The organism is Pseudogulbenkiania sp. FW507-F1, assembly GCF_058781125.1.
In genome coordinates this window covers 16,769-38,034 of sequence record NZ_JBYSWM010000008.1, presented here as the reverse complement: position 1 = coordinate 38,034, position 21,266 = coordinate 16,769, and the positions used below count along the sequence as shown (strand labels likewise).

Here is a 21,266-nt window from a genome sequence, read left to right as displayed (position 1 = left end):
TGCGCCGTGTTTCAGATATGAAAATCCGGTGCCGGCGCGTAGCGGCGCCAGGCCTGGTCGGTGGAGAGGAAGTGGCGCCCGGCGAAACGCTCGAGCAGGCCGGCACGCGCCAGCACCGCGCCCACCGGTCCCTTGACCTCGGCCAGCGCCAGCGTCACGCCGCGTAGCGCCAGGCTGTCGTCGAGCCACTGCAGCATCGCCACGGCACTGGCATCGAGGCGGTTGACCGCGCTCATGATCAGCACCAGCGTGCTCAGCTGCGGCCGCTCGGCGAGGCGGTCGAGCACGGTGTCGCGCACCAGCCGGGCGTTGCCGAAGTAGAGGCTCTCGTCGACGCGCAGGAACAGCACGCCGGGTAGCGTCTCGGTGGCAAAGCGCGTGACGTTGCGGTAGTGCTGAGTGCCCGGCAGCCGCCCCACCTCGGCCATGTGCGGCCGGCTGCTGCGCCACAGCCAGGCGCCCAGCGACACCAGCACCCCGGCGACGATGCCGCTCTCGACGCCGAGCAGCAGCACCAGCGCGAAGGTCAGTACGAACGCCACGGCGTCGGCACGGTCGGCGCGCCAGGCCTGGCGCAAGGCGCCAAAACCGATGCTGGGGTAGACCGCCACGACGATGGTGGCGGCCAGCACCGCGAGCGGCAGGCTGGACAGCGCGGCCCCGGCGAACAGCAGCACCAGCGCGATGCCGCCGGCGCTGATCCACGACGCCAGCGGACTGTGCGCCCCGGCGGCGGCGTTGACCAGCGAGCGGCTCAGGCCGCCGGTGACCGGAAAGCCGCCGAACAGCCCGGCGCCGAGGTTGCACACGCCGAGCGCGAGCAGTTCGCGGTCCGGCTCCACCCGCTCGTGGCGGGGTTCGGCCAACAGCTGCGCCACCGACAGGCTCTGCACGTAGTTGATCAGCGCCATGAAGAAGGCCGGCAGCATCAGTTCGGCGAGCCGCTCCCAGGGCAGCAGCGGCAGCGACAACGCGGGCAGCCCGGCGGGCACCGCGCCCACCACCGGCAGCCGCGTGGCCCAGCCTGCCTCGCGCACCGCCACGATGCCCAGCAACACCGCCAGCACCGGCGCGGCGCGCGCCAGCGCCGGCGGCAGCAGGCGCCGTGCCCCGGCCAGCCACAGCAGGGCCAGCGCGCCCACGCCCAGCGCCAACGGGTTGAAGCGTTGCCAGCCGTCCAGCACGGCCGCCAACAGCGCCGGCAGCGCGGCACCGCCGCCGTGCAGCCCGAGCAGCGGCGCCAGTTGCGCCAGCACGATCAGCAGCGCCGAGGCCGAGGTGAACGCCGCCAGCACCGGCGTCGAGAGAAAATCGGCGAGGAAGCCGAGGCGCGCCGCCCCGAGCGCGACCAGCATCGCCCCGGACAACAGCGCCAGCCACACCGCCAGCGCCAGGTACTCCGTGCTGCCCGGCGCGGCCAGGCGCGACAGCGTCGCCGCCGCCAGCAGCGAGGTCAGCGCCATCGGCCCGACCGATTGCGCGTGGCTGCGGCCGATCAGGCCGTACAGCAGCAAGGGCGGCAGGCTGGCGTAGAGCCCGGCCTCGGCCGGCAACCCGGCCACCAAGGCGTAGGCAAGACCCTGCGGCACCAGCAGCAGCGCCACCACCACCCCGGCCACGGCGTCGCCGGGCAGCCAGGCGCGGCGGTAATGGCGCAGCCAGCCGGGCAGCCAGGCCGTCATGCCCGCTTGTGTTGCAGCAGGCGGAACAGCTCCATGCCGGCCAGCATCGCCGAGACGAACACCAGCGCCGGCCCCGACAGCGTCCCCAGCAACACCAGCGCCGGGCCCGGGCACAGCCCGGCCAGGCCCCAGCCGATGCCGAACAGCAGGCTGCCCAGCACCAGGCGCGGCGTGATCTCGCGCGTGCCCGGCAGGTGCAAAGGCTCACCCAGCCAGCTCTTCTTGCGCTGGCCGGCCAGCCGGAACGGCAGGAAGGCCGCGCCGATGGCGCCCGCCATCACCAGCGCCAGGCTCGGGTCCCAGGCGCCGGCCAGATCGAGGAAGCCCTGCACCTTGGCCGGATTGGCCATACCCGAGAGGATCAGGCCGAGGCCGAAGACCAGTCCGGCCAGCAATGCCGATAGTGTTTTCATGTCTCCCCCTCAGGCCAGAACGTGGCGCAGCACATACACCGTAACGAAGCCCGCCGCCATGAAGCTCAGCGTGGCCACCAGCGAACGCGGGCTCAGCCGCGCCAGCCCGCACACGCCGTGGCCGCTGGTGCAGCCCGAGGCGTAGCGCGTGCCGACTCCGACCAGCAGCCCGGCCAGCGCCAGCTGCGGCCACGCGGCCGTGACGTTGGCCGAAGGCAGGCCGCCCGCCAGCACGCGGTAGAGCAGCGGCGCCAGCACCAGCCCGGCGATGAAGGCGGCGCGCGGGCGCCAGTCGGCGGCGCGGTCCACCAGACCGCCCAGCAGGCCGCTGATGCCGGCGATGCGGCCGTTGGCGAGCACCAGCCAGCTCGCCGCCAGGCCGATCAGCACGCCGCCGGCGAGCGACGCCAGCGGGGTGAAGTGGTTCCAGTCGATCATGCCGTCTCCTCCTCGGTCGAATCCGCCGCCGACACCGTGGCGTCGCCGCAGAACAGCGCGTGCAGCGCGTCCAGCAGCACCATCGCCTCGTTGCTGGCGATGCGGTAATAGATCCACTTGCCCTCGCGCCGGGTGGCCACCAGCCCCTCGTTGCGCAGCACGCCGAGCTGCTGCGACAGCGTGGGCTGGCGGATGCCGGTGAGGCGCTCCAGTTCCGACACCGTCTTCTCGCCGTCCACCAGCTGGCACAGCAGCAGCAGCCGGTCCTCGTTGGCCAGGCTGCGCAGCAGCGCCGAGGCCTTGCCGGCGTTTTCACGCAGTAGCGATAAATCCATCATCCATACTCTCTTTAATGAGACTTGCGGTTGACTTCATTATATTGATTTATATATCGTTAATCAATATAGTGTCGATCAACACCACTCCTGTCACGAGGTAGACCATGTCCGCCCAGATCGAAGCGTTCTACGACCCCGCCACGCACACCATTTCCTACGTGGTGTACGACCAGCCCGGCGGCCACGCCGCCATCATCGACCCGGTGCTCGACTACGACGCCAAGGCCGGGCGCACCGGCACCGTGTCGGCCGGGCGTATCCGCGAGTTCGTGACGGCGCACCGCCTGCGCGTCGACTGGATCCTGGAAACCCACGCCCACGCCGACCACCTCTCCGCCGCCGCGCTGCTGCGCGACACGCTGGGCGGGCGCATCGCCATCGGCGCCGGCATTCCTGCGGTGCAGCGCATCTTCAAGGGTATTTTTCATCTGGGAGAGGAGTTCCGCACCGACGGCAGCCAGTTCGACGTGCTGCTGCACGACGACGAGCGCTTCATGATCGGCACGCTGGAGGCGCGCGCACTGGCCGTGCCCGGCCACACCCCGGCCGACGTCGCCTACCAGATCGGCGACGCGGTGTTCGTCGGCGACACCCTGTTCATGCCCGACGTCGGCTCGGCGCGCTGCGATTTTCCCGGCGGCGACGCCGCCACCCTGTACCGCTCGGTGCGGCGCCTGCTCGACCTGCCGGGCGAGACGCGGCTGTTCATGTGCCACGACTACCCGCCCGAGGGGCGCGCGCCGCGCTGGGAAACCACCGTGGCCGAGCAGCGCGCGCACAACATCCACCTGCACGACGGCATCGGCGAGGCCGACTTCGTCGCCATGCGCGAGGCGCGCGACGCCACGCTGGAGATGCCGGTACTGATCCTGCCGTCGGTGCAGGTCAACATCCGCGCCGGCCAGCTGCCGCCGGCCGAATCCGACGGCTACGCGTACCTGAAGATTCCGCTCAACCGGCTGTAAACGCCACAGACTAGGAAAATCGCCCCCCAGCCTGGTTCAGTAGGCGAGCGAGCCAAAACTGGTTGAGCGCCGCCAGCGCACAGGAACCGGAATGGTCACGGAGTACATGAGGAGTCCTGATCGCTGGGCGAATTGAAAATTCGCACGCAGTACTGCCGGCGCTCAAGACGTGAAGGCGCAGCCGCCTAATGAATCGGGCTCACAACGAGGCGCCGGCGCGCGAGGCTTGATCGTACAAGCCTGACAGCACGCGCAACAGCTCGGCGGTCTCGCCGATGTCGGCGTTCGGCGTGCCGCTTTCCACCAGCGCGTCGATCAGGCACTGCTCGCGCACCTCGCGGTAGCGCTCGCACAAGGCCCTGCCGGCCTCGGTAGTGGAGAAGAACACCTCCTTGCCGCTCTTCTCGCTCTCCACGTAGCCCATCCGTACCAGTTTCTTCAGCGCGTACGACACCACGTGCGTGTCCTCGATGTTCAGCACGAAGCAGATGTCCGCCAGCTTCTTCTTGCGGCCACGGTGGTTGACGTGGTGGACCAGCGACACCTCCAGCGCCGTCATGTCCTTTTCGCCTGCCGCTGTCATGCAGCGCACCATCCAGCGGTTGAAGGCGTTGTTGACCACGATCAGACCGAACTCGAACTCGGACAGCTCGACGCTGCGCTCGGACACCAAGAGGGAAGATGAAACGATGTTCAGATGCGTGCTCATGGACGGTGGCCCATAGGGATAAGGCCGCCAGTATAGCAAGCCCGCCCTTCCCTGCCGCCGTCAGCGCACCCGCACGATTACAGAAACACAACACTTCATCGTCACATCAAATACAAATTATCGATAATTTATTGACGTCATGGCGGCAAATTTTTATGTTCTCACCAACAACACCGACAACGACCCCGGTACCACCGCCGGGGCATGACTGCAAATGGAGAACGCCTTGAAGCCAGGAGAAGCCCGCTTCTACCTGCTGGGGGAGCGCGCGGCCGTGCTGGCTGTCGACGCCCCGGCCGAACTCGCCTGCCAGCGCCGCATCTGGTGGCTGGCGAACCAGCTGCGTGGCCGCACCGAGCTCACCGACGTCGTGCCGGGCATGAACAACCTGACCGTGGTGTTCGACCCACTGGCCGCCGACGGCACGACCGTGCTGGCCGAACTCGAGCGGCTCTGGAGCGGGGCCAACGAGGCCAGCTTCACCCCGCGCGAAGTGCTCATCCCGGTACGCTACGGCGGCGTCGCCGGCCCCGACCTCGACGACGTCGCGCGCCACACCGGGCTCAGCCCGGACGAAGTCATCGCCCGCCACAGCGGCGCCGACTACATCGTGTTCTTCCTCGGCTTCCAGCCCGGCTTCGCCTATCTCGGCGGCCTGCCCGAGGCGCTCGCCACACCGCGCCGCGCCGAACCGCGCCTGGCAGTTCCCGCAGGCTCGGTCGCCATCGGCGGCAGCCAGACCGGCATCTACCCCGCCGCCGCCCCCGGCGGCTGGCATCTCATCGGCCGCACCGCGCTGGCCCTGTTCGACCCGCGGCGCGATCCGCCCACGCTGCTGCTGCCGGGCGACCGCGTACGCTTCACCCCGGAGGAGGCCCACCATGCTTGAGATTCTGCGTCCCGGCGTTCAAACCACGGTGCAGGACCTGGGGCGCCACGGCCTGCGCCACCTCGGCATCGGCCAGGGCGGCGCGCTCGACGTGCCAGCACTGAGGATGGCCAACCGCCTGGTCGGCAACCCGGAAGGGGCGGCCGGGCTGGAAATCGTGCTCGGGCCGGTGCAGCTGCGCTTTTTGCGCGACGGCTGGCTGGCGCTCACCGGCGCCGACTTCGACGCCACGCTGGACGGCGCGCCGGTGTGGTGCGGCTGGCGCCAGGCGGTGCGCGCCGGACAGGTGCTGCAGCTGCGCGGCTGCCATCACGGCATGCGCGCCTATCTGGCGGTGGACGGCGGCATCGCCGTGCCCGAGGTGCTGGGGGCGCGCGCCACCGACCTCGCCGCCGGCTTCGGCGGCTTCGCGGGCCGCGCGCTGCAGGCCGGCGACCGCCTGCCGCAGGGCGAACCGGTGGCACTCGAAGGCCGGGCGGGCAGCCGCCCGCCGCAATGGACACCGGAAATCCGCGCCCTGCCCGGACCGGAATACGACGAATTCTCCGCCGCCGCACAGGACACCTTCTGGACCAAGCCCTGGAGCGTCACGCCGCAGAGCAACCGCATGGGCTACCGCCTGGCCGGCCCGGCACTGGAACGCACGGCACGCCACGAACTGCTGTCGCACGGCGTGCTGCCCGGCGTGGTGCAGGTGCCGCCCGGCGGCCAGCCCATCGTGCTGCTGGCCGACGCCCAGACCAGCGGCGGCTATCCGCGCATCGCCACGGTGATCGAGGCCGACCTGTGGAAGCTGGCGCAGGCCCGCCCCGGCGCCGAACTACACTTCGTGCCCACCACGTTGGCCGAAGCGCGCCACGCCCTGCGGCAGCAGCGCTATCACCTCAACCGTTTCAACTGGAGTGCCTATGGACATTGACCTGAACGCCGATCTCGGCGAGGGCTGCGGCGACGACGCGGCGATCCTGGATTGCGTCAGCTCGGCCAACATCGCCTGCGGCTGGCACGCCGGCGACGCCGACACCATGCGTGCCGCGGTGCAGGCCGCCAAGGCGCGCGGCGTGGCGCTGGGCGCGCACCCGAGCTTTCCCGACCGCGAGCACTTCGGCCGCCGCGCGATGCAGCTGCCGCCCGACACCGTCTACAGCGGCGTGCTGTACCAGATCGGCGCGCTGCAGGCGATCGCCCGCGGCGAAGGCGTGCGCCTGACCCACGTCAAGCCGCACGGCGCGCTCTACAACCAGGCGGCGCGCGACCCGCAGCTGGCGGCGGCCATCGTGCGCGCGGTGCGGGCGGCCGACCCGGCGCTGGCCGTGGTCGGGCTCGCCGGCAGCGAGCTGGTGCGCCAGGCGCGTGGCGCCGGGCTGCGCGCGCTGGACGAGGTGTTCGCCGACCGCGCCTACCAGGCGGACGGCAGCCTGGCGCCGCGCGGCACGCCCGGCGCGCTGATCGAGGACGAGGACGAGGCGTTGGCGCAGACGCTGCAGATGATTACCGAGGGCCGCGTCAGCGCGCTCGACGGCAGCCGCGTCGCGCTGCGTGCCGACACCGTCTGCCTGCACGGCGACGGCGCCCACGCCGTGGCCTTCGCCCGGCGGCTGCGGCGCGAGCTGCTGGCACGCGGCCTGACCCTGCGCGCGCCGGGCTGAAGCCTGTGCGCCCCGGGCGAGGTTGGCCGAAGCCCCCGCCCGGCACCGGATAACAAGAAAACGACAGGGCAAAAAGCCCGCTATCTACAACGGAGAAACCTGATGAGCATCACGCTTCAACCTGCGCTGCCCAGCGTGGCGGCACGTCTCGCCATCCGGCGCGGCGACCACACCGGGCCGACCGCCGGCCTCGCGGCGGGCTACGTGCAAGCCAACCTGGCGATCCTGCCGGCCAGCCACGCCGACGACTTCCTGAAATTCTGCGTGCGCAATCCGCAATCCTGCCCCGTGCTGGCGGTGTCCGAGCCCGGCGACACCGCCCTGCCCGCGCTCGGTCAGGGTATCGACATCCGCCGCGACGTCCCGGGCTACCGGGTATTCCGCGACGGCGAACTGATCGCCGAGCCGGACAACCTCGACGAGGTCTGGCGCGACGATCTGGTCACCTTCGCCATCGGCTGCTCGTTCTCCTTCGAAGAGGCGCTGCTTGCCAACGGCGTGCCGGTGCGCCACATCGAGCAGGGCTGCAACGTGCCGATGTACCGCACCAGCATCCCGACCCAGCCTGCCGGCCCGTTCCACGGTCCGCTGGTGGTGTCGATGCGGCCGATGCTGCCGGCCCAGGCCATCCGCGCCATCCAGGTCACCTCGCGCTTCCCCGCCGTGCACGGCGCGCCGGTGCACCTGGGCGATCCGGCGCTGATCGGCATCACCGATTTGGCCCGTCCCGACTACGGCGACGCGGTGGAGATCCGGGACCACGAGATCCCGGTGTTCTGGGCTTGCGGCGTCACCCCGCAGTCGGTCATCGCCGCCACCAAGCCACCGTTCTGCATCACCCATGCGCCCGGCAAGATGCTGATCACCGATCTGCTGAATGCCCACCTGGCCGCGCTGTGAGCGCCGGTCCTCGAGATTGAGAGGAATTGCAACGATGTGGCTGAAACATACCACCCCCACCGAGCGGATCACCCTGACCGCCTCGTTCGGCGGCTACGCCGTCGATGCCTTCGACTACATGATCTACACCATGCTGATCCCCACCCTGATGACGGCCTGGAGCATGAGCAAGGCCGAAGCCGGCCTGATCGCCACCGTCACGCTGTGGGCCTCGGCGCTCGGCGGCTGGGCAGCCGGCGTGCTGGCCGACCGCTACGGTCGGGTGCGGGTACTGCAATGGACCGTGGTCTGGTTCTCGGTGTTCACCTTCCTGTGCGGTTTCTCCCAGACCCCGGGCCAGCTGATGGCGGCGCGCGCGCTGCAGGGCTTCGGCTTCGGCGGCGAATGGTCGGTGGGCTCGGTGCTGATCGCCGAAACCATCCGCTCGCACTACCGCGGCCGCGCCGTCGGGCTGGTGCAAAGCAGCTGGGCGATCGGCTGGGGCGCCGCCGCGCTGGCCTTCGCCTGGATCTACACCGCGCTGTCGCCGGAACTGGCCTGGCGCGTGCTGTTCTGGATGGGCATCCTGCCGGCACTCTTGATCATCTATATCCGCCGCAACCTGACCGAACCGGAGGTGTACCTGCACGCCAAACGGCAGGAGCAGGAAAGCAACGAGAAAACCTCGTTCCTGGCGATCTTCTCGCCGGACATCCTCAAGACCACGCTGCTGGCGAGCCTGCTGATCATGGGGATGCAAGGCGGCTACTACACCATCACCACCTGGCTGCCGACCTTCCTCAAGACCGAGCGCCAGCTCTCGGTACTGGGCACCGGCGGCTACCTGCTGGTGATCATCAGCGGCTCGTTCGCCGGCTACCTGACCAGCGCCTGGCTGTCCGACCACCTCGGCCGCAAGAAATGCTTCATGCTGTTCGCGCTGATGTCGCTGTTGATCGTCACCACCTACATGCAGATTCCCATCACCGACGCCCAGATGATGCTGCTCGGCTTCCCGCTGGGCTTCTTCGTGTCGGGCATCTTCAGCGGCGCCGGAGCCTTCCTCAGCGAGCTGTTCCCGCACCAGCTGCGCGGCTCGGGCCAAGGCTTCTGTTACAACTTCGGGCGCGGCACCGGCTCGTTCTTCCCGGCCCTGGTCGGCATCCTCAGCGCCACCATGCCGCTCAGCAAAACCATCGGCATGCTGGCAGCCGCCGCCTACGGCCTGGTGATCGTCACCCTGCTGTTCCTGCCGGAAACCCGCGGCAAGGCGCTGCATTAACCCACTCCCTTCACGGACCGGGCCCTCGCCCGGTCATGCCCCCTTTTCCCGATCAGGACTCCATTGATGGAATTACGCAAGTTGAAACAGCTGATCCAGCTGGTGCAGGCCTCCGGCATCGCCGAACTGGAGATCAGCGCAGGCAGCGAACAGATCCGCATCACCCGCACCGTCGCCGGCACGCCCACCGTCCCCGCCCAGTTGCTGCCGGCCCCGCTAGCGGTCGCGGCCCCGGCGAGTGCCAGCACCGCACCGGCCGCCGCCCCCAGCCCTTCGGCCAACCCCAACACGGTCAAGTCGCCGATGGTGGGCAGCTTCTACCGCCGCCCCAGCCCGCAGGCCGCGGTCTTCGTCGAGGTCGGCCAGCCGGTCAAGGTCGGCGACACGCTGTGCATCATCGAGGCGATGAAGCTGATGAACGAAATCGAGGCCGACCGCGCCGGCGTGCTCAAGGCCATCCTGGTCGAAGAAGGCCAGCCGGTGGAATTCGGCGAACCGCTGTTCGTCATCGAATAGTCTAAGAAAGACGGTACGCCATGTTCGATCACATCCTCATCGCCCACCGCGGCGACCCGCTGCCGCCAGGCAGCGCCACGACGCCGTCACATTGCACCGTCGCGGCACGCGACGCGGGCGACCTCGCCACGGAGACCCGTCATGTTCGATAAGATCCTCATCGCCAATCGCGGCGACCAGCTGCCGCCAGGCGGCGCAGCGACGAAGTCACATCGCACCGTCGCGGTACGCGACGCGGGCGATCTCGCCGCGGAGACCCGTCATGTTCGATAAAATCCTCATCGCCAACCGCGGCGAGATCGCCCTGCGCATCCAGCGCGCCTGCCGCGAAATGGGCATCAAGACCGTGGTGGTGCACTCCGAGGCCGATCGCGACGCCAAGTACGTCAAGCTCGCCGACGAGTCGGTCTGCATCGGGCCGGCGCCGTCGGCCAAGAGCTACCTCAACGTGCCGGCGCTGATCGCCGCCGCCGAAGTCACCGACGCCCAGGCCATCCACCCCGGCTACGGCTTCCTGTCGGAAAACGCCGACTTCGCCGAACGCGTCGAGCAGTCCGGTTTCGCCTTCATCGGCCCGCGTCCGGACACCATCCGCCTGATGGGCGACAAGGTCTCGGCCAAGGAATCGATGATCGCCGCCGGCGTGCCCTGCGTGCCCGGCTCGGACGGCGCGCTGCCGGACGACCCCGGCGCCATTGCCGCCACGGCGCGCCGCATCGGCTACCCGGTGATCATCAAGGCCGCTGGCGGCGGCGGCGGACGCGGCATGCGCGTGGTACACCAGGAACAAGACCTGCTTACCTCGGTCGAGACCACCCGCAGCGAGGCCGGTGCCGCCTTCGGCAACCCGACGGTGTACATGGAGAAGTTCCTCGAACAGCCACGCCACATCGAAATCCAGGTGCTGGCCGACCAGCACGGCCACGCCATCTATCTGGGCGAGCGCGACTGCTCGATGCAGCGCCGCCACCAGAAGGTCATCGAGGAGGCGCCGGCTCCGGGCATCAGCGCCGAGCAGCGCCGGCAGATCGGCGAGGCCTGCGCCGACGCCTGCCGCCGCATCGGCTACCGTGGCGCCGGCACCTTCGAATTCCTGTTCGAAAACGGCGAGTTCTACTTCATCGAGATGAACACCCGCGTCCAGGTCGAGCACCCGGTGACGGAAATGATCACCGGCATCGACATCGTGCAGGAACAGATCCGCATCGCTGCGGGCGAGAAACTACGTTACAAGCAGGCGGACGTCGTGCTCAAGGGACACGCCATGGAATGCCGCCTCAACGCCGAAGACCCGTTCACCTTCGTGCCGAGCCCGGGCCGCATCGAAAGCTACCACCCGGCCGGCGGCCCGGGCATCCGCATCGACTCGCACATCTACCAGGGCTGCACCGTGCCGCCGCACTACGACTCGATGGTCGGCAAGCTGATCGCCTACGGCGACAGCCGTGCCCAGGCGATGGCGCGCATGCGCGTGGCGCTGTCGGAACTGGCCATCGGCGGCATCAAGACCAACATCCCGCTGCATCAGCAGCTGTTCACCGACCCCGGCTTCAGTCAGGGCGGGACCAGCATCCACTACCTGGAGCACTGGCTAGCCGCCCGTCGTCAACCCTAACCCGCAAGGAGCCCCGCCCCATGTCCACCACCCCCGTCCTGCTGTTGCGTCCGGCCCGCGCCGGCGACATCGACGCCCTCGCCGCGCTGTCCGGCGAACTGGGCTACCCGTGCGACCCGGCCCGGTTCGCGGCGCGCTGCGCCACGCTGCTGGCGGCACCGGAACAGCACTTCGTCGGCGTGGTCGAAGACAATGGGGCGGTGTGCGGCTGGATTCACGCTTTCGTGCTGACGCTGCTGGAAGCGGACCCCACCGTGGAAATCGGCGGGCTGGTGATCGGCGCCGACTGGCGCGGGCAGGGACTGGGGGCGATGCTGCTGGACGCCGGCGAGCAATGGGCGCGGCAACGCGGCATCGCCAGCGTCAGCCTGCGCAGCGCCGAACACCGCCACGATGCGCACCGCTTCTACCTGCGCCAGGGTTACCAGCACGTCAAGAACCAGTTGATGTTGCGCAAAACCCTCTAAATCACGGGGTTGGCATCGCCGCCAACCGTGGTAGCATTGCTGCCGACCAAAATAGAGCAATCACCCGAGATCCCGTGCAGCCACCCGCTGCCCGCGGGCAAGCATCGAAACAGGAGAACACCATGGGCCTGCTTAACAGCTTGCTGGAACACAATCGCAGCTTCGTCGACAACCGCGAATACGAGCAATTCCAGACCGACAAGTTTCCCGACAAGAGCCTCGCCGTGCTGGCCTGCATGGACGCACGCCTGGTGGAACTGCTGCCCAAGGCGATGGGCCTGAAGAACGGCGACGCCAAGCTGATCAAGAACGCCGGCGCGCTGGTCACCCACCCCTGGGGTTCGGTGATGCGCAGCCTGCTGATCGCCATCTACGAACTGCGCGCCGAGGAAATCTGCGTGGTGGCGCACCGCGACTGCGGCATGAGCGCCATCGACCCGGCGCGCATCCTCGACGCCGCCTGCCAGCGCGGCGTCAGCGCCGACACGCTGGCCACGCTACGCAGCGCCGGCATCAACCTGGAAGGCTGGCTCAAGGGCTTCGACAACGTCGAGGACAGTGTGCGCCACACCGTCAGCGTCATCCGCACCCACCCGCTGATGCCGCGCGACGTGCCGGTGCACGGCCTGGTAATCCACCCGGTGACCGGCCAGCTCGACCTGATCGTCGACGGCTACGCCACCCTGCCCAAGGCCGCATGACCCACGCCATCGGGCTGTTCGGCGGTACCTTCGACCCGATCCACAACGCCCACCTGCGCATGGCCGAGGCGTTCCGCGAGCAGTGCCGCTTGGCCGAGGTGCGGCTGATCCCGGCCGGCCAGCCCTACCACCGCGCGCAGGCGCCGCACGCCACGCCGGAGCAGCGCCTGGCGATGGTCGAGCTGGCCATCGCCGGCCGTCCCGGTCTCGTCGCCGACGACCGCGAGGTGCGCCGGCCGCGCCCGGCCTACACCGTCGAAACGCTGGAAGAGGTGCGCGCCGAACTCGGCGCACAGGTGCCGCTGTGGCTGCTGATCGGCGGCGACTCGCTCGCCACGCTGGAGAGCTGGCGGCGCTGGCACGAACTGTTCACGCTGGCGCACGTGGCGGTGGCGCTGCGCCCCGGCTTCGATCCGGCCACCCTTCCCGCCGCCGTGCGCCACGAGTGGCAGACACGCCAAGTCCCTGATTTTCCAAATCGAACGCCTTCCGGTACAATCCGCCCCTTGGCTTTGCCGCCGGTGGCGCTGTCCGCCACCGACATCCGCGCCAGACTGGCGCGCGGGGACGACGTCAGCACGCTGATCCCCGCCCCGGTACTGGCCTACCTGCGCGCGCACGGACTCTACCAGCGGTAGCCCGTCCCGGCAGGCCAGAGCCCCTCATACCGGGCGTTGCCCTCGCGGCAGCGCCCCACCCTCATTGTGGAAGGAAACATGGATATCAACGCTATCGCCAAGCTGGCCGTGGAAGCCCTGGAAGACGTCAAGGGCAAGGACATCATCGAACTCGACACCACCGACCTCACCTCGCTGTTCCAGCGCATGATTGTCTGCACCGGCGACTCCAACCGCCAGGTCAAGGCGCTCGCCAACAACGTGCAGGTGACGCTGAAGGAAGCCGGCGTCGACATCGTCGGCAGCGAAGGCCAGGAATCGGGCGAGTGGGTGCTGGTCGACGCCGGCGACGTGGTGGTCCACGTCATGCTGCCGGCGGTGCGCGACTACTACGACCTCGAAGCGCTGTGGGGCGGCCAGAAGCCGTCCTTCCTGCCCACCGGCGGCAAGCCGTGGTCGGTGGTCTGAGCGCCCGACTGACGTAACGACAAGGTTGGCCGAAGCCCCCGCGTCACGGCGCGGCACGGGCTTCGGCCAACCTTTTTGCCTGCTGACACCATGAAAATCACCATTCTCGCCGTCGGCACCAAGATGCCGCGCTGGGTCGACGAGGCCTACCAGGACTACGCCAAGCGCTTCGGCCGCGACGTCACGCTGGAGCTGAAGGAAATCAAGCCGGAGAAACGCGGCGGCGGCGTCACCGCGGAAAAGGGCATCGCCGCCGAACACGCCCGGCTCATGGCGGCCATCCCGCCGCGCAGCCGGCTGGTGGTGCTGGACGAGCGCGGCCGCAACTGGACCACGATGCAGCTGGCGCACGCGATGAAGGACTGGCTCGCCGGCGGCGACGACCTGTGCTTCGTCATCGGCGGCGCCGACGGCCTCTCGGACGAGCTCAAGGCGCGCGCCGACACCCTGCTGCAACTGTCGGCGCTGACCATGCCGCACGGCATGGTGCGCGTGCTGCTGGCCGAACAGCTCTACCGCGCGCTGTCCATCCTCAACAACCACCCCTACCACCGCGAGTGACGCCGGCGGCCAGCGCGCCGTCCCACGGCTGACAAGCTCGGCCGCGCCGGGCATCGCGCAGCCCCGGCCGAGCCGCCGCTTTCCCTCTACTTTCCTGCCGTTTACCTCCCACCATCGCGCCGGGCCAGGCCGCCCCGCGCCGGGGAAACCGCACCACGGCTGCGACAGTTTGTCGCATTCCGCCGCCCGGCCGCGGCGATTACACTGCGCCATCAAGAATCATTCTCAACCAGGAATTCACCGATGCGCCGCTCCCTCGCCCTGCTGCCGCTGCTGTTCGCCGCCGCCGCTTCCGCCCACATCACGCTGGAAACCCCGCAAGCCGACGCCGGCAGCAGCTACAAGGGCGTGCTGCGCGTCGGCCACGGCTGCGACGGCGCGCCCACCACCGCGTTGCGACTCATCGTCCCGACCGGGGTGGAAAAGCTCAAGCCGATGCCGAAAGCCGGCTGGACGCTGGCGGTGAAGAAGCACAAGCTGGCCCAGCCCTACGACTACTACGGCGAACAGGTGGACGAGGACGTCAGCGAGGTGAGCTGGAGCGGCGGCACTCTGCCCGACGACTTCTACGACGAATTCGCCTTCCGCGCCCGCCTGCCCAAGACGCCGGGCGCAACGCTGTACTTCAAGGTCGAGCAGCGCTGCGCCAAGGGTGAAACGCGCTGGGTCGACATCCCGGCCGCCGGCCAGGACGCCCACGACCTGCCCACCCCGGCCGCGGCACTGAAGCTGACCGCGCCTGGCGAAGGGCATCGCCACTAGGCGGCGCAGCGCACCGCATCCTGCCCGGCAGGATCCCGTGCGCCCGTCCCACCACCCTGGCCTGACACGGCGCCTCCTGGCATCGATAGCCGTGCCGCCTGGCCAGGACCGCCCCAAGGCCAAGAATCGTACCGGTCACGGCCGGGCCGGTGTGGCGTCAAAACAAGCGAGGCTCCCGCGGGAGCCTCGATCCGTCCTTGCGCTTCAAGCGCACATCAGCCTCGGCCGAACAGCCCCGACAGCGCCTTCAGCCCCTGCTCCGCCAGATCGCCCGACGGCAGCTCGCCGCCCGGGGTGAGCTTGTCCACCAGCTGCGGCAGTTGCTCTGCCAACTGCTGCGACAGCTGCGCGGTATCGATCCCCAGCGATTGCGCCAGCCCCGCCAGCTGCTCGTTGCCGAGCACCGCCTGGATCTGCTCCGGCGACACCGCCAGGTTGGCGCCGCTTCCCACCCAGCTGGACACGACGTCACCCAGGCCGCCCTGCTGGAACTTCTCCACCAGCCCCGCCACGCCGCCATTCTGCTCCAGCAGGCCCTGCGCCACCCCCAGCAATCCGCCGCCGGATTCGCCACCGAGCAGGCCGGTCACTTGATCGAACAGGCTCATGTTTTCACCTCGCTTACTTGGAAAGTCAATTCAATGATCCTAGTATAAATAGCAAATAAATCAATCAGTTATATTTAACAAACCGTTGCTGACAGGGCCCTCATTATGAAGCCGAGATTGATGCTGCTGTTTGCCCTGCTAGTGTCCGGTTACGCCCGGGCCGATCTTTACGGCTACGTCGACGCGCAGGGACAGGCGCATCTGGCCAACTACCCGGTCGACGAACGCTACCAGTTGTTCCAGCGCGGCAGCTCGCCGACGCCCGAGCCCGCGGAGCGTTCCGCCGTCCTGGCCGACGCCACCACCCCGGGCCTGGGCGCCACGCTCAGCAGCGACAGCCGCCCCCCCGAGCCGGTCAGCGTCAGCGAGGCCAGCCCCGCGCCCTTCGACCCGCAGCTGGCGGCCCGCTTCAGCCGGCTGATCAGCCGCACCGCGCGCGAGTTCGGGCTGGACGTCCAGCTGCTGCATTCCATCGTCACGGTGGAATCCGCCTACAACCCGCTGGCGATCTCGCCCAAGGGCGCCATCGGGCTGATGCAGGTGATGCCGGCCACCGGCAAGCGCTTCGGCATCACCGCACTCACCGACCCGCGCCAGAATCTCCTGGCCGGGGCACGCTACCTGCGCTTCCTGCTGGAGCGCTTCAACCACGACCTGCCGCTGGTGATCGCCGCCTACAATGCCGGCGAGGGCGCCGTGCAGAAATACCGCAATACCATCCCGCCGTTCCGCGAGACGCGCGACTACGTGGCCAAGGTGCTGGCGTCCTACCAGCAGCGCAAGGGGGGAGAGAGCGGGACGCGGGTGCGCGCCGTGTTCACGCCGGACGCCGCCGGGCTCTAGCCGGCCACGGAGGGGCAACGGCGCGGCGGCTAGAGACGGACGCCGAGAATATCGCCCAGCGAGTCGGCCAGGTCGCGATAGGTGGCGCGGTGGTCGAATACCCCGAGCAGGCCGGGGAAAGCATCCGGGCTCTGCAGGATTTGCGTCGCCTTGCGCGAACTCAGCTTGTGCACGCGCAGGATGCGCCCGTCCCAGTTGACCACCCGGCTATCGTCGGCGGTCAGCAGGGTATCCAGCGTTTGATAGATGTTCTCGACCACCATCATCTTGCTGCGCGTGCGGCCTTCGGCCTGCCAATTTTGTGCTGTCGCAGTCACACATGACTCCAATGTCATTTTCAAGATTCGGGATCTAGCCCATTTGAAATGACAATGGTAAACGTCATAGGTTTCCATGACAACCGTATATTTTTTGTGGAAATTGCTCCCGGCGCCGCGCCAAAAGCAGAAAACGGCACGCGGGGAGCGTGCCGTCACGGGAAAGTCAGGCCGCCAGGCGGGCGCCCAGCGCCTTCAGCGCCGCCCAGGCGTCGCCGGGCTCGACCCCCTTGATCAGGCGGTCGATGCGCGCGCAGTCGGCCAGCGCCGCCATCAGCGTGCGCGGCCCGATGCGGCGCAGCGCCGGCTCGGCCAGGCGCTGCTTGTCCCCCCACAGCTTGAGCTCGCGCGTGAGGTCGCGCACCTGGCGGCCATCCTTCAGCCCCTGGCGCAGCTTGAGCAGCATGCGCACGTCTTCGCTGAACGACCACAACACCAGCACCGGCGCCTCGCCCTCCGCCGCCAGGCCGTCGAGCATGCGCGTCACCCGCACCGTGTCGCCGCCCAGCCAGGCCGCCGACAGCTGGAACACGTCGAAACGCGCCACGTTGGCCACGGCATCCCGGATGGCGTCCAGGTCGAGGCTGGCGCCGGGGTGGAGGATGGCGAGCTTGTCGACCTCTTGGCGCGCCGCCAGCAGGTTGCCTTCGACGCGGTCGGCAAAGAAGCTCAACGCCTCCTCGCTCAGGCTCAGCCCCTGCGCCTTGAGGCGACGGCTGATCCAGCCCGGCAGCTGCTGCCGGCTCACCGCCGCGGCGTGCACCACCACCGCGGCCTTTTCCAGTGCGGCGAACCACTTGCTGGAGAGTTGCACGCGCTCGAGCTTGGGCAGGATCACCAGGGTCACGGTGTCGGCCGGCGGGGCTTCGGCCAACCTTTGCAACGCCTCGCCGCCTTCGCTGCCGGGCTTGCCGCCGGGAATACGCAGCTCCAGCAGCTTGAGCGAGGCGAACAGCGACACGCTGCCCATCGCCTCGGTCAGCTGCGACCAGTCGAAGCCGCCCTCCACCGTCAGCACCTCGCGTTCGAGGTAGCCCTGCGCCCGCGCCGCCAGACGCAAGGCGTCGGCCGCCTCCAGCGCCAGCAGCGCCTCTTCGCCGTGGATCAGGTAGAGCGGCGCCAGGCCGCGCTCCAGCGCGGCGGGCAGGGCGTCAGGGCTGAGTGCCGGCATGCTCGCCCGGAGCCTCCTTCAGATAACCGAGGCGGGTCACCAGCTGCTCGGCGGCGTCACGCCGCATGTCGTTCCACAGCAGGGATTCTTCCTGTTCCTTGCCGAGAATCGCGCTATCCGAATAGCCCAGGCTGCGGCGCACGATCACCGTCATGTCCGGGCCCCAGGCCACGCCGCGCTGGCTCAGCCGCGCCGTAACGCGGTAGATCAGCTGGTATTCGTTGACCTTGCCGGCGCTGTTGATGGTGAGGATGTCCTTCGACACTTTTTCCTCGGTGATGGTCAGCGCCGCCTCGGCGTCCTTGGCCGACACCGTCACCGTGACGTGCGGCTGGCGCCTGAGCGCGGTGCGCAGGTAGGGCTTGAGGCTGCCGTCGCCGCCGGAAAGGTAGACGCTGCCAAACGGCATCTGGTGCACGGTCGAGCCCGCCGTGCCGCGCAGCTGGAAGCCGCAGGCCGCAAGCGAGAAGGCCAGCACGGCGCAGGCCAGCCAGCGGATGAATCGGGTCATGCCATTTCCCCCAGAGAAAAAGGCCGGGAAACCCGGCCCGTCGGGCCTGAAGGCCCGCTTAAGCGGTTCAGGAGCGTGTCGCGCGCCCCGGAGCGGGGCTTGACGGCCCGGCTCGCGGAAACCGTGATGGACGTCCTGCCCACTCCGTTTTCCGCGCCGAGGCCGCGGGCGACAACGCCCGGACAGGTGCTTATACCACGATGTTGACCAGACGGCCCGGCACCACGATCACCTTCTTGGCCGGCTTGCCTTCCATGAACTTCTGCACGTTGTCGTTGGCCATGGCGGCGGCCTCGATCGCGTCCTTGGCGGCATCGGCGGCCACGGTGACGCTGCCGCGCAGCTTGCCGTTGACCTGCACCATCAGCTCGATCTCGCTCTTCACCAGCGCCGCCTCGTCGACCTTGGGCCAGGCCTGCGCCAGCAGCTCGCTGCCCGGCTGGAGCACGTTCCACAGCGCATCGGTGATGTGCGGCACGATCGGCGACAGCAGAATCACCGCCGCTTCCAGCACTTCCTGCGCCACGGCACGACCGACGTCACCGCCCTTGTCGACCTTGTCGTAGGTGTTGAGCAGTTCCATCACCGCGGCGATGGCGGTGTTGAACTGCTGGCGGCGGCCGTAGTCGTCGGCCACTTTCTGGATCGTGCTGTGCAGCTTGAAGCGCAGCTCCTTCAGGGCGGCGTCCAGCTCGCCGCCGGCGTACGGTGCCACCACGCCGCCGTCGGCATGATCCTTGACCACTTTCCACAGGCGCTTGAGGAAGCGGAACGCGCCTTCCACGCCGGCGTCGGACCACTCCAGGCTCTGCTCCGGCGGCGCCGCGAACATCATAAACAGGCGCGCGGTGTCGGCACCGTACTTCTCGATGAATTCCTGCGGGTCGACGCCGTTGTTCTTCGACTTGGACATCTTCTCGATGCCGCCGATGGCCACCGGCTGGCCGTCGACGCGGTGCGTGGCGGCGACGATCTTGCCCTTGCCGTCGCGCTCCAGCACCACGTCCTGCGGCGCGATCCAGTCCTTGGAGCCGTTCGGCAGGTCGCGGTAGAAGGTCTCGCACACCACCATGCCCTGGGTCAGTAGGCTCTTGAACGGCTCGTCGGACGACACCAGGCCCTCGTCGCGCATCAGCTTGTGGAAGAAGCGCGCGTACAGCAGGTGCAGGATGGCGTGTTCGATACCGCCCACGTACTGGTCGACCTGCAACCAGTAGTCGGCGGCGTGCTTGTCGACCATCGCGGTGTCGCACTGCGGGCTGGCGTAGCGCGCGTAGTACCACGACGACTCGACGAAGGTGTCCATGGTGTCGGTTTCGCGCTTGGCCGCGCCGCCGCACTTGGGACACGTGGTCTCGTAGAATTCCGGCATCTTGGCCAGCGGGGAGCCGGCGCCGTCCGGCACCACGTTCTCCGGCAGCACCACCGGCAGCTGATCGGCCGGCACCGGCACGTCGCCGCAGCACGGGCAGTGGATGATCGGGATCGGGCAGCCCCAGTAGCGCTGGCGGCTGATGCCCCAGTCGCGCAGGCGGTACTGGGTCTTCTTGGTGCCGTGCGCCTGGGCGGCGAGATCGGCGACGATGGCGTCGAACGCGGCCTGGTAGCCGAGGCCGTCGTACTTGCCGGAGTTCACGGTCTTGACCGAGTCGTCCTTGTCGGCGTACCACTCGCGCCACACGGTGGCGTCGAAGTCGTTGTCGCCGTCACGCTTGGCGATCACCTGCTTGATCGGCAGCGCGTACTTGTTGGCGAAGGCGAAGTCGCGCTCGTCGTGCGCCGGCACCGCCATCACCGCGCCTTCGCCGTAGCCCCACAGCACGTAGTTGGCGACCCACACCGGCAGCGTGTCGCCGGTCAGCGGATGCACCACGGACAGGCCGGTCGGCATGCCCTTCTTCTCCATGGTCGCCATGTCGGCCTCGGCCACCGAGCCGGCCTTGCATTCGGCGATGAAGGCCTGCAGTTCCGGGTGGCTGGCGGCGGCTTGCGTCGCCAGCGGGTGCTCGGCGGCGACCGCGACGTAGGTGGCGCCCATCAGGGTGTCCGGGCGGGTGGTGTAGACCTTCAGCTCGCCGCCGTGGCCGACCGAGGCCTCGTCGTACGGGAACACGATCTCGGCGCCGAAGCTCTTGCCGATCCAGTTCTTCTGCATGGTCTTGACCTGCTCGGGCCAGCCGTCGAGCGTGTCGAGGCTGGTGAGCAGTTCATCGGCGTACTGGGTGATGGCGAAGTAATACATCGGGATTTCGCGCTTTTCCACCAGCGCGCCCGAGCGCCAGCCACGGCCGTCGATCACCTGTTCGTTGGCGAGCACGGTGTGGTCGACCGGGTCCCAGTTCACCACGCCGTTCTTCTTGTAGATCACGCCCTTCTCGAACAGCTTGGTGAACAGCCACTGCTCCCAGCGGTAGTAGTCGGGCTTGCAGGTGGCGAGCTCGCGCTCCCAGTCGAGCGCGAAGCCCAGGCTGTCGAGCTGCTTCTTCATGTAGTCGATATTGGCGTAGGTCCACGCCGCCGGCGCGCCGCCGCTCTTCATCGCGGCGTTCTCGGCCGGCAGGCCGAAGGCGTCCCAACCCATCGGCTGCAGCACGTTGTAGCCCTGGAAGCGCTTGAAGCGCGCCAGCACGTCGGTGATGGTGTAGTTGCGCACATGGCCCATGTGCAGCTTGCCCGACGGATAGGGGAACATCGACAGCGCGTAGTACTTGGGGCGCGAGGTATCTTCGACGGCCTTGAAGGCGGCGGTGCGTTGCCATTTCTGTTGCGCGGCGGCTTCGATCTCGCGCGGGCTGTAATGTTCTTGCATGGTGATCTTGTCGGAATCCGGAAAAAGGCTGAGAAATCAATCGGCCAATTATAGCC

At 68.6% G+C, this 21,266-nt stretch carries 26 protein-coding genes; 16 read left to right on the top strand and 10 right to left on the bottom strand.

From position 1 onward, the window contains the following. Positions 1-11 precede the first annotated feature (11 nt). From AC3WG5_RS06990 to AC3WG5_RS06975, 4 genes are read right to left on the bottom strand one after another with little or no spacing between them, the layout of a single operon-like run. Positions 12-1,682, bottom strand: coding sequence for a SulP family inorganic anion transporter (locus AC3WG5_RS06990; RefSeq protein WP_492568244.1), 1,671 nt, complete (start codon positions 1,680-1,682; stop codon positions 12-14). After that, a complete protein-coding gene (locus AC3WG5_RS06985) occupies positions 1,679-2,095 on the bottom strand; it encodes a YeeE/YedE family protein (RefSeq protein WP_008952066.1) in 417 nt (138 codons plus the stop codon). Before AC3WG5_RS06985 ends, AC3WG5_RS06990 begins: the two co-directional genes overlap by 4 nt. A gap of 9 nt (positions 2,096-2,104) precedes the next feature. After that, on the bottom strand, positions 2,105-2,533 hold the full coding sequence (locus AC3WG5_RS06980) for a YeeE/YedE family protein (RefSeq protein WP_008952065.1): 429 nt from the start codon (positions 2,531-2,533) through the stop codon (positions 2,105-2,107). After that, complete coding sequence (locus AC3WG5_RS06975) at positions 2,530-2,871, bottom strand: ArsR/SmtB family transcription factor (protein WP_492568243.1); 342 nt, start codon at positions 2,869-2,871, stop codon at positions 2,530-2,532. The genes AC3WG5_RS06980 and AC3WG5_RS06975 overlap by 4 nt, the downstream gene beginning before the upstream one ends. Positions 2,872-2,975: 104 nt before the next feature. Here AC3WG5_RS06975 and AC3WG5_RS06970 point away from each other — a divergent pair, with 104 nt between their 5' ends. Then, positions 2,976-3,836 (top strand): MBL fold metallo-hydrolase, encoded by an 861-nt coding sequence (locus AC3WG5_RS06970; RefSeq protein WP_492568242.1) that lies wholly within the window; start codon positions 2,976-2,978, stop codon positions 3,834-3,836. A 199-nt stretch (positions 3,837-4,035) separates the two neighbouring features. Here AC3WG5_RS06970 and AC3WG5_RS06965 read toward each other — a convergent pair whose 3' ends face one another. After that, positions 4,036-4,545 (bottom strand): winged helix DNA-binding protein, encoded by a 510-nt coding sequence (locus AC3WG5_RS06965; RefSeq protein WP_014088675.1) that lies wholly within the window; start codon positions 4,543-4,545, stop codon positions 4,036-4,038. Between the two features lie 214 nt (positions 4,546-4,759). On the opposite strand from AC3WG5_RS06965, the gene pxpB reads away from it, so the two are divergent. From pxpB to AC3WG5_RS06895, 14 genes are all read left to right on the top strand, one after another. Beyond that, positions 4,760-5,434 (top strand): 5-oxoprolinase subunit PxpB, encoded by a 675-nt coding sequence (gene pxpB / locus AC3WG5_RS06960; RefSeq protein WP_492568241.1) that lies wholly within the window; start codon positions 4,760-4,762, stop codon positions 5,432-5,434. Beyond that, entirely contained in the window at positions 5,427-6,353 is a 927-nt protein-coding gene (locus AC3WG5_RS06955) for a 5-oxoprolinase subunit C family protein (RefSeq protein ID WP_492568240.1), read from the top strand. Before pxpB ends, AC3WG5_RS06955 begins: the two co-directional genes overlap by 8 nt. Continuing rightward, positions 6,343-7,083, top strand: coding sequence for a 5-oxoprolinase subunit PxpA (gene pxpA / locus AC3WG5_RS06950; RefSeq protein WP_492568239.1), 741 nt, complete (start codon positions 6,343-6,345; stop codon positions 7,081-7,083). The genes AC3WG5_RS06955 and pxpA overlap by 11 nt, the downstream gene beginning before the upstream one ends. Positions 7,084-7,185: 102 nt before the next feature. Beyond that, positions 7,186-7,983: a putative hydro-lyase gene (locus tag AC3WG5_RS06945; RefSeq protein WP_492568238.1), complete on the top strand. Its 798-nt coding sequence runs from the start codon at positions 7,186-7,188 to the stop codon at positions 7,981-7,983. Positions 7,984-8,017: 34 nt separating this feature from the next. Further along, entirely contained in the window at positions 8,018-9,244 is a 1,227-nt protein-coding gene (locus tag AC3WG5_RS06940) for an MFS transporter (RefSeq protein ID WP_492568237.1), read from the top strand. A gap of 66 nt (positions 9,245-9,310) precedes the next feature. After that, a complete protein-coding gene (gene accB / locus AC3WG5_RS06935; RefSeq protein WP_492568236.1) occupies positions 9,311-9,760 on the top strand; it encodes an acetyl-CoA carboxylase biotin carboxyl carrier protein in 450 nt (149 codons plus the stop codon). 141 nt (positions 9,761-9,901) lie between these two features. Then, the gene (locus AC3WG5_RS06930; protein ID WP_008952055.1) at positions 9,902-10,033 is read left to right on the top strand and encodes a hypothetical protein; all 132 of its coding nucleotides are present in this window, start codon (positions 9,902-9,904) and stop codon (positions 10,031-10,033) included. After that, positions 10,023-11,375, top strand: coding sequence for an acetyl-CoA carboxylase biotin carboxylase subunit (gene accC / locus AC3WG5_RS06925; protein WP_492568234.1), 1,353 nt, complete (start codon positions 10,023-10,025; stop codon positions 11,373-11,375). Before AC3WG5_RS06930 ends, accC begins: the two co-directional genes overlap by 11 nt. A gap of 20 nt (positions 11,376-11,395) precedes the next feature. Beyond that, positions 11,396-11,842, top strand: coding sequence for a GNAT family N-acetyltransferase (locus AC3WG5_RS06920; protein WP_492568233.1), 447 nt, complete (start codon positions 11,396-11,398; stop codon positions 11,840-11,842). A 122-nt stretch (positions 11,843-11,964) separates the two neighbouring features. Beyond that, complete coding sequence (locus AC3WG5_RS06915) at positions 11,965-12,543, top strand: beta-class carbonic anhydrase (RefSeq protein ID WP_294865665.1); 579 nt, start codon at positions 11,965-11,967, stop codon at positions 12,541-12,543. Then, positions 12,540-13,181, top strand: a complete 642-nt coding sequence (gene nadD / locus AC3WG5_RS06910) for a nicotinate-nucleotide adenylyltransferase (RefSeq protein WP_492568232.1) — start codon at positions 12,540-12,542, stop codon at positions 13,179-13,181. The genes AC3WG5_RS06915 and nadD overlap by 4 nt, the downstream gene beginning before the upstream one ends. Positions 13,182-13,259: 78 nt before the next feature. Continuing rightward, positions 13,260-13,628, top strand: coding sequence for a ribosome silencing factor (gene rsfS, locus AC3WG5_RS06905; RefSeq protein WP_008952050.1), 369 nt, complete (start codon positions 13,260-13,262; stop codon positions 13,626-13,628). Positions 13,629-13,718: 90 nt separating this feature from the next. Next, positions 13,719-14,189 (top strand): 23S rRNA (pseudouridine(1915)-N(3))-methyltransferase RlmH, encoded by a 471-nt coding sequence (gene rlmH / locus AC3WG5_RS06900; protein ID WP_008952049.1) that lies wholly within the window; start codon positions 13,719-13,721, stop codon positions 14,187-14,189. A 243-nt stretch (positions 14,190-14,432) separates the two neighbouring features. Beyond that, entirely contained in the window at positions 14,433-14,951 is a 519-nt protein-coding gene (locus AC3WG5_RS06895) for a YcnI family protein (protein ID WP_492568231.1), read from the top strand. Positions 14,952-15,166: 215 nt separating this feature from the next. On the opposite strand, the gene AC3WG5_RS06890 is transcribed toward AC3WG5_RS06895, so the two are convergent. Continuing rightward, positions 15,167-15,559 carry a YidB family protein gene (locus AC3WG5_RS06890; RefSeq protein WP_014088688.1) on the bottom strand — a complete coding sequence of 131 codons (393 nt, stop codon included), beginning with the start codon at positions 15,557-15,559 and terminating at the stop codon, positions 15,167-15,169. A gap of 105 nt (positions 15,560-15,664) precedes the next feature. Here AC3WG5_RS06890 and AC3WG5_RS06885 point away from each other — a divergent pair, with 105 nt between their 5' ends. Further along, positions 15,665-16,402 carry a lytic transglycosylase domain-containing protein gene (locus AC3WG5_RS06885; RefSeq protein ID WP_492568230.1) on the top strand — a complete coding sequence of 246 codons (738 nt, stop codon included), beginning with the start codon at positions 15,665-15,667 and terminating at the stop codon, positions 16,400-16,402. A 29-nt stretch (positions 16,403-16,431) separates the two neighbouring features. Here the strand turns inward: AC3WG5_RS06885 and AC3WG5_RS06880 are convergent, their stop codons facing one another. The 4 genes from AC3WG5_RS06880 to leuS form a co-directional block, all read right to left on the bottom strand. Further along, on the bottom strand, positions 16,432-16,719 hold the full coding sequence (locus tag AC3WG5_RS06880) for a hypothetical protein (RefSeq protein WP_014088690.1): 288 nt from the start codon (positions 16,717-16,719) through the stop codon (positions 16,432-16,434). Between the two features lie 166 nt (positions 16,720-16,885). Then, a complete protein-coding gene (holA, locus tag AC3WG5_RS06875; protein ID WP_008952044.1) occupies positions 16,886-17,890 on the bottom strand; it encodes a DNA polymerase III subunit delta in 1,005 nt (334 codons plus the stop codon). After that, the gene (locus AC3WG5_RS06870) at positions 17,871-18,401 is read right to left on the bottom strand and encodes an LPS-assembly lipoprotein LptE (RefSeq protein ID WP_008952043.1); all 531 of its coding nucleotides are present in this window, start codon (positions 18,399-18,401) and stop codon (positions 17,871-17,873) included. Before AC3WG5_RS06870 ends, holA begins: the two co-directional genes overlap by 20 nt. 190 nt (positions 18,402-18,591) lie before the next feature. Beyond that, on the bottom strand, positions 18,592-21,210 hold the full coding sequence (leuS, locus tag AC3WG5_RS06865; protein ID WP_492568229.1) for a leucine--tRNA ligase: 2,619 nt from the start codon (positions 21,208-21,210) through the stop codon (positions 18,592-18,594). Between the last annotated feature and the right edge of the window lie 56 nt (positions 21,211-21,266).